This is a genomic window from Citrobacter sp. Awk 2, assembly GCF_028069815.1.
In the GTDB taxonomy this organism is placed as follows: domain Bacteria; phylum Pseudomonadota; class Gammaproteobacteria; order Enterobacterales; family Enterobacteriaceae; genus Citrobacter.
On record NZ_JANEWL010000062.1, the window covers coordinates 21,130 to 27,315 of the forward strand.

A 6,186-nucleotide genomic window follows, 5' to 3' on the forward strand; every position below is an offset into this window, starting at 1 on the left:
CCAGTAGAGGGAAAATCTGGAGCTTATTCTGTCAATTATTATTTTCCGCAGTATGGGCATCCGCCTCCCAACGGGCCAAAGTTCATTGTCGTAGATTTGCGAAGTGAGGCGCTTTCATTAAACGACTCCATTGCGATTTCTTCTTTGCGTTTTTCATTTGCGTTCTGGAATTCATTGATTAACTCTACAGCTTCTTCTCTTTCGGCCTCCGTTAATGAGGTCCATATAGCCAGAACTCGTTTTGCTTTATCACTCATTTAAATTCTCCTTAAAATTCACTGCAAGTGGTACATGAACTTCCTTTTGCAGACATGGAGGAGGGTTGAACTCCACAAGTTGCACATTTTCGCCGATACTGAATCAAGCTTGCTCTCATCATTCGTCTTTTGTCTTTTGCTGAGACATCCTGCGTTCTGTCATGCTGTTCCTGTATACGGTCGCGGTCTATAAGCGAACGAAACTTGTCTTCTGCATCGTTTTCCCTGTATTGGGACAAGTCATGCCATTTATTCTTTAAATCATTGTTGATTTTACAAGCGTGTTCGGATGCTGTAAGTCTTTCTTCCCAACGAAAAACTAAAGACCATAGAGTCATAACGAATAGTGGAACGCTTAATAGTCCACTAAGAGAAACAATAATTGGAAATAGTTTTTCATTTGCTGCTGCCATTGCGATGCCACCAACACTTACGGGCACGGCAAGCGACAGAAAACTAAGTATGCGTAATCGAAAACGCAAAGTTCGTGCTCTGGATTCGAATAGATAAGCTGTACCATAGGCATAAATCTCTTGCTCCAAACAGCGACTGGTAAAATCTGGAGTAGTCATTATTCAGTATCCTTTTCATAAGGGCCAAGAAAACCCCAATCAAGATTTGAGAGGTGAATTCTACACTTTACTTAGCTGTCATGCGAAGCCTGAAAGTCCACTGATGTTTTGCAGATAGCTAAGTAATTTCAGGTAGAAATTTTCAAATTCTCATTTCTGTTTGTTTACAGCTTCCCATTTCAGGTCTGTGCACCCTGTGATTTTCCCCCCTCACAGGAGTGCGTTATGAGACCTTCAAAGTTCCTTATCTCGCTGCTGACGGTCGCTGCTCAGGCACCAGCAGCGACCGTCGTCTACACCGACAGCCATCATCCCCCATTGAATGCTACCAGCAACCAGGTGGTTTACCTGGATACTCCGGATACCGTTCAGCGCCAGCTGTTTGGTGAGTTGCCTGCTGATCCAGTGCAGGCGGAGCAGGTTGCGAAAACCATTATCCAGTCACCGGGCTGGCTGCAAAAACAGCAACAAATCACGCAGGCGTACCAGGGCGTACTACAGGCATACAGCCTGAAGCTGGCGAAGTATCCCGCCGTGGTGTTTGACGACCGCTACGTGGTTTTCGGCACGGCGGATGTTGCGGTAGCTGAAGCCCGCCTTGCTGAATTTCAGGGGGCGCGGTGATGAAACTATTTCGACGACACCGGCTGGGGATTGCGCTGGCGTTGGGTTGCGCAACTCAACCCTTTGCGGCAGGTGCAATTAACTCCGCGCAGATCATCGCCAGTGCGTTGTCTCCCCAGTGCCTGGAATACAAAATCGTCGGCATTTGCTACTGGCTGCTTTGTACGCCTGTAGGCTGCGTTGTAAAGACTTCCACCAAAGTACGCCACTACATCCCCAATGCCGTGGTTTCCAGCTACAACCAGACGGGCAGTAATCCCTGGACGGAAATGTCGTTTCTGGGAACGGGGCTTTCCGGTATTGCCGAAGGCGGCGGTGCGAACGAGCAAAAACGCGTTGAGCGGAAAGATAACCTGCAATTCAAAAATGCGGATGTTATCGGTCATCCGGCGCTGGCCGCTCCCGTCTTCAATAAGTTCATGGGGCAAATGGGGTATACCTGTTCCGGTCCGACCACGGCGATGATGCCGTATCTTCTCAGTACCCTCGATGCGGTGATGTGGCGTTCTGGCTTGCCTGAGTCGTTTTATCCGGAAGCGCTGACGCCCGGACTGCGTGAAATAGGCTCCACAACGGGCGGCAAGATGTGGGGGAACGTCTACCCCCGCAGCGGGTTTGTTACTCAGGTCGATGACTATAAAGCGGCAGCGATCGTTGCGCAGCGTGCGGCAGATGTTGTCACCCGTATCGGGCAAATACACGTTTATCAACCCATGACGGCCAGTGCCAGCCCGGGCTACTGGCCTCCTTCGCCGGTCACGGAAAACACCGGCACCCGCAATCATAAATGGCAGCAGCTCACGCCGTCGCTGTCCACATCCTGCGCTGTCTTTCCGGACAGCCCTAATCCCATTGCAACCGATGGCAATTACGCCTGGGCGTTATGGCAACCCTACAGCTGCTGTAAGCGCCGTGGTCAGACGTTCCTCTACAGCATCGATTATCAATAACAAGGAGAGTGAGTATGACGAATAAACGCATAGTTTTTGCAGGCGTTCTGATGGGATGCCTTGCGCTGAGCCTTCCGGCCCGGGCGGTTTTCGATCTGGATAATGATGTGATTAACACTGATTCCAGCAAAGGATTGAAAGGCGCAGTTAACGATAACCTCTTTTACACCATTGGTGGTGGGACGGTGATATCGCAGCCGCCCAGCAACAACAATATGGAAAAACTGGGCATGGGGATCAGCTGGAACAGCGATCTGATGTGCGGCAATTTTGATATCAATACTACCGTTAAAAATCAGCTCAATGGCGTGACCAGTGGCTTTAAAGACATGATGAGCAACGTGATCAGCAGCGCCACCGGCGCGGTAGCCAGTTTGCCTGCGATGATTATTCAACGGGCAAACCCCGGCTTGTATGAACTGCTGACCAATGGCGTGCTTCAGGCCAATGTTTCGTTTGATAAAGCCCAGCTCAATTGCCAGAACATGTCGAAGAAAATGGCGGATTACACCATGTCCAGCCAGTGGACGCAGGCGGCGATAGGGGAAGAGTTCAAAAATATCGTCTCCACGACGCCGGATGCGGTGGCGGCGGATAACCAGCTAAAAACCTCCACCGGCAAAGAGGGGGTGAAATGGATTGGTGGGCAAAAACGTGGTGGTAGCGGCCAGCCTGCGATTAAACCCACGCATGACCTGGCAAAAGCGGGCTTCAATATTCTGAATAAGCAATCAGTCACCAGTAGCGGCGGCGTCAGCGGATCGGCCTGCAATGGCTCTTTGTGCAAAAAGTATAAGACCAGCGAAGAGGCGGCGGAAGCCGTTGTTAAAGTGCTGGGTGACAGGGCAATTCGTACCTGTTCCGAGGCCAGCGATTGCAGCAGTGGCGGCGTGGAAAACGAACCTGGTGCATCAACTGCCGGTGTCGGTTTTTCACCGATGCTGGAAGAGACCACGCAGGAGAATCTGGAAATCCTTGTGAAACTGGTTAACGGAAACCTGACGCCCGATGCGACCAATCTGGCAACGCTGAAAACGGGTGATCTGGCCGTATCCCGTGGTGTTATTCAGGCGCTGAAGGATGACCCGGATAACGCTGCGCTGGTACAGCGTCTTGCCAGCGAACTGGCGATGTCAGAGACCATTTCCACCGCGCTGGGTATGCGTCGGATGTTGATGGCCGGTCAGTCGGAACCGAACGCGGCGGATCAGACAATGGCGCTTGATGAGTCCGATCGTCGTCTGGAGTTCCTCGACCGTGAGGTGCTGGCGCTGAAGAACGAAATGGAGATCCGCAAAGCAATCAGCAATAACTCCATTCTTGTCACGCTGACGCGACAGGAAAGTCGCGAGGCCGATCATGGTCTGCGTCAGCCGGTGCAGCAGAATGATGATGCCATGCAGAATCTGAATCAGAAGACGGAGGAATGATATGGATGTTATTCATAAACCACTCTGGCAGCGAGTATTGCGGGTCTTGCTGTTCTGCATTGTTGCCATGCTGGCTCTCGGGGGTTTTAGCTTCACGCTGCTGCATTTCGTGGGTAGCGAAACGGAGCTGAGGACGTGGTTACTTCAGATAAAAACGCCGCTCCTGTTCTGGCGACTGGCGCTGTACACGGTCATCACGTTTTTCTGGTTCCACCGTGTCAGGGGCTATTTCCTGCGTCACTGTACCCGGCGCTTTCAGGTTTATCGGCTGGAAATAATGACGGTTTGCCTGTTCGTGATGATTGAAATCACCAGTTTGCGTTGGGGGATGTGATGACGGCTGACAGCTATCTGGAAATGGTGCTGGTCTTTATGGGCTGGCTCATCAACAACGCGCTGTGGATGATTATTACCACCACAGGGATTTTCGCTATTCCGCTGGCGTTTAAAATCGCCGGTGTCTGGCTGAAGGTTCGGGAAGAAGGAGATGACGAAGGCAACAAGGGGGCGCTGGCATTGCCGCGAATGGAGCATGTTATCTATGTTGCCTTTGTGGTGATCATGTTCTGCGCGATGCCGATACAGGATATCGATATCACAACGATGAAGTTCGATCGTACCCGTTCTTCCCAATGTGGTGTGAACGTACCTAAACCGGATGAATCCGGCTATGGGCCTCTGATTGCAGAGTTCAACGGCCAGACGGCGAAAATCCCGGCGTGGTGGTATCTGGTGCATTCGCTGTCCAAAGGGGTGACGCACGCGGCCATTGCCTCAATCCCCTGCGGGAATGACTTTCGATTGTTACGTTTTGAAGTTCAGCACACTAAGCTGATCGATCCCATTATCCGGGAGGAAGTTCAGGAGTTTGCCAGCCAGTGCTATGCGAAGTCGTATTACAAGCTGAAGAACAGCAATCCGAAACTGACCGCAGCCACGATTGATTCAGTTGGCTGGATTGGTTCTGATTATTTTCTCAATACTTCAGGGTATTACGACTATTACACCTCGACGTCACCGCGATCTGCGTGGTCGTATAGCGAAAGCCGGGACAGTGGATACCCCAATGTTGGCCGTGGCGGCTATCCAACCTGTAAAGACTGGTGGAGCGCATCGAGTAAGGGGCTGAAAAGCCGTCTGCTGGAAAGCTTTGATACCCGAACGGTCAATATGATGAAGGCAAAATCCCCTGGTAACTGGGAAGAAAGCCTGTTGCGCTGGCTGGTGAGTCCGCAGAACACGCACCTGTCTGGCGGGGGCGATACTTACATGATGGGTAATCAGCAGGGGCAGGGAACGGGTATTGATACCGGCATTAAGCAGGCGCTGAGTGGTCTTGGTGCGCTCTCTGCTCAGGTGACGCAGCTCCCGGCGTTTGATGCCCTGCGGCAGGCTCTGCCGATGGTTCACGCTGTTTTACTGATGGCTATCGTGGTGTGTATCCCACTGGTTATGCTGTTTGGCGCTTACGATCCGAAAGTGGTGGTCACCATTACCTTTGCGATGTTTGCGCTGATATTTGTCCCGTTCTGGTGGGAGCTTGGCGGCTGGCTGGATGACAAACTCATTGAGCTGATGTATGCCAGCTACAAAGGATACACGAACAGCTTCAATAACTGGCTTGCCAGTACAGGCTCGGATGGCTGGATCATGAATCTGGTGCTGGGGGCGATGTATGTGGTGCTGCCGATGTTCTGGTTTGGGGCTGTGAGCTGGAGTGGGGTGAATATAGGACAGGCTCTGTCTTCGGGGGTTGATAAGGCTAGTCAAGGATCACAGCAAGCTGGGGCTAAAGGACCCGGCGTCGCTGGTGAGGTCGTTAAAACTGTAGCCACAAAAGGGGCATCTAAAGCAAAAAAATAATCTCAAAAAGCAGGCAATAGAAAAAACCTTGTTGCCTGCTTCTATAAATCATCATCAGAATATATTCTTTGGTTATTCTCTCCGTAGTTACCGTAGCCGCTATGTCCGTTTCTGTAGCCTGTATGTGGTTCTTCATCGTCGGTTGAGGTAACCGCTTTACTTCCGGCTACAGTGATAATGATCGAAAAGATCATCTTTATAGCCTTAACTAAACCATTGAAGAGTATCGCCCACACATCTGATGGAGGTGATGCTTTATCGTTATCTTTCATTATTAGCTCCTCTTGATAAGAAAACCCTAGCATATTAGCAAGGCCAGTCAAAATAAAATCCCAGCATTTTTTCTGAGAAAGCGCAATAAGCCATTTGACATCAATCATATGAATGAAATATTTCCTTTCACATAAATGATGAATGCTTTCATTGTCGAGTATATAATTTATGAAATTATCTATGAGGGTGATCTAATAATGATATATTACGGTAAGGT

8 protein-coding genes are annotated in these 6,186 nt (G+C 50.4%); 5 read left to right on the forward strand and 3 right to left on the reverse strand.

Annotated features, from left to right (window positions below; all coding sequences use genetic code 11):
* Positions 1-38: 38 nt before the first annotated feature.
* Positions 39-257, reverse strand: a complete 219-nt coding sequence (locus NNO02_RS15255) for a hypothetical protein (RefSeq protein ID WP_271455174.1) — start codon at positions 255-257, stop codon at positions 39-41.
* Between the two features lie 11 nt (positions 258-268).
* Positions 269-829 carry a mobilome CxxCx(11)CxxC protein gene (locus NNO02_RS15260; protein ID WP_271455175.1) on the reverse strand — a complete coding sequence of 187 codons (561 nt, stop codon included), beginning with the start codon at positions 827-829 and terminating at the stop codon, positions 269-271.
* Between the two features lie 225 nt (positions 830-1,054).
* On the opposite strand from NNO02_RS15260, the gene NNO02_RS15265 reads away from it, so the two are divergent.
* Genes NNO02_RS15265 through NNO02_RS15285 form a run of 5 tightly spaced genes read left to right on the forward strand, consistent with a single transcriptional unit; the run spans position 1,055 to position 5,696 of the window.
* On the forward strand, positions 1,055-1,453 hold the full coding sequence (locus tag NNO02_RS15265) for a TIGR03757 family integrating conjugative element protein (protein ID WP_271455176.1): 399 nt from the start codon (positions 1,055-1,057) through the stop codon (positions 1,451-1,453).
* Complete coding sequence (locus NNO02_RS15270) at positions 1,453-2,403, forward strand: TIGR03756 family integrating conjugative element protein (RefSeq protein ID WP_271455177.1); 951 nt, start codon at positions 1,453-1,455, stop codon at positions 2,401-2,403. The genes NNO02_RS15265 and NNO02_RS15270 overlap by 1 nt, the downstream gene beginning before the upstream one ends.
* A gap of 14 nt (positions 2,404-2,417) precedes the next feature.
* Complete coding sequence (locus NNO02_RS15275; RefSeq protein ID WP_271455178.1) at positions 2,418-3,833, forward strand: integrating conjugative element protein; 1,416 nt, start codon at positions 2,418-2,420, stop codon at positions 3,831-3,833.
* A 1-nt stretch (position 3,834) separates the two neighbouring features.
* On the forward strand, positions 3,835-4,167 hold the full coding sequence (locus tag NNO02_RS15280) for a hypothetical protein (protein WP_271455179.1): 333 nt from the start codon (positions 3,835-3,837) through the stop codon (positions 4,165-4,167).
* Positions 4,167-5,696 (forward strand): conjugal transfer protein TraG N-terminal domain-containing protein, encoded by a 1,530-nt coding sequence (locus NNO02_RS15285; protein ID WP_271455180.1) that lies wholly within the window; start codon positions 4,167-4,169, stop codon positions 5,694-5,696. The genes NNO02_RS15280 and NNO02_RS15285 overlap by 1 nt, the downstream gene beginning before the upstream one ends.
* 41 nt (positions 5,697-5,737) lie before the next feature.
* Here NNO02_RS15285 and NNO02_RS15290 read toward each other — a convergent pair whose 3' ends face one another.
* Positions 5,738-6,076 carry a hypothetical protein gene (locus tag NNO02_RS15290; protein ID WP_271455181.1) on the reverse strand — a complete coding sequence of 113 codons (339 nt, stop codon included), beginning with the start codon at positions 6,074-6,076 and terminating at the stop codon, positions 5,738-5,740.
* Between the last annotated feature and the right edge of the window lie 110 nt (positions 6,077-6,186).

Excerpts from the sequence above, each read along its gene's own strand:
- NNO02_RS15255 (WP_271455174.1), bottom strand. The coding sequence starts at position 257 with ATGAGTGATAAAGCAAAACGAGTTCTGGCTATATGGACCTCATTAACG.
- NNO02_RS15260 (WP_271455175.1), bottom strand. The coding sequence starts at position 829 with ATGACTACTCCAGATTTTACCAGTCGCTGTTTGGAGCAAGAGATTTAT.
- NNO02_RS15265 (WP_271455176.1), top strand. The coding sequence starts at position 1,055 with ATGAGACCTTCAAAGTTCCTTATCTCGCTGCTGACGGTCGCTGCTCAG.
- NNO02_RS15270 (WP_271455177.1), top strand. The coding sequence starts at position 1,453 with ATGAAACTATTTCGACGACACCGGCTGGGGATTGCGCTGGCGTTGGGT.
- NNO02_RS15275 (WP_271455178.1), top strand. The coding sequence starts at position 2,418 with ATGACGAATAAACGCATAGTTTTTGCAGGCGTTCTGATGGGATGCCTT.
- NNO02_RS15280 (WP_271455179.1), top strand. The coding sequence starts at position 3,835 with ATGGATGTTATTCATAAACCACTCTGGCAGCGAGTATTGCGGGTCTTG.
- NNO02_RS15285 (WP_271455180.1), top strand. The coding sequence starts at position 4,167 with ATGACGGCTGACAGCTATCTGGAAATGGTGCTGGTCTTTATGGGCTGG.
- NNO02_RS15290 (WP_271455181.1), bottom strand. The coding sequence starts at position 6,076 with ATGATTGATGTCAAATGGCTTATTGCGCTTTCTCAGAAAAAATGCTGG.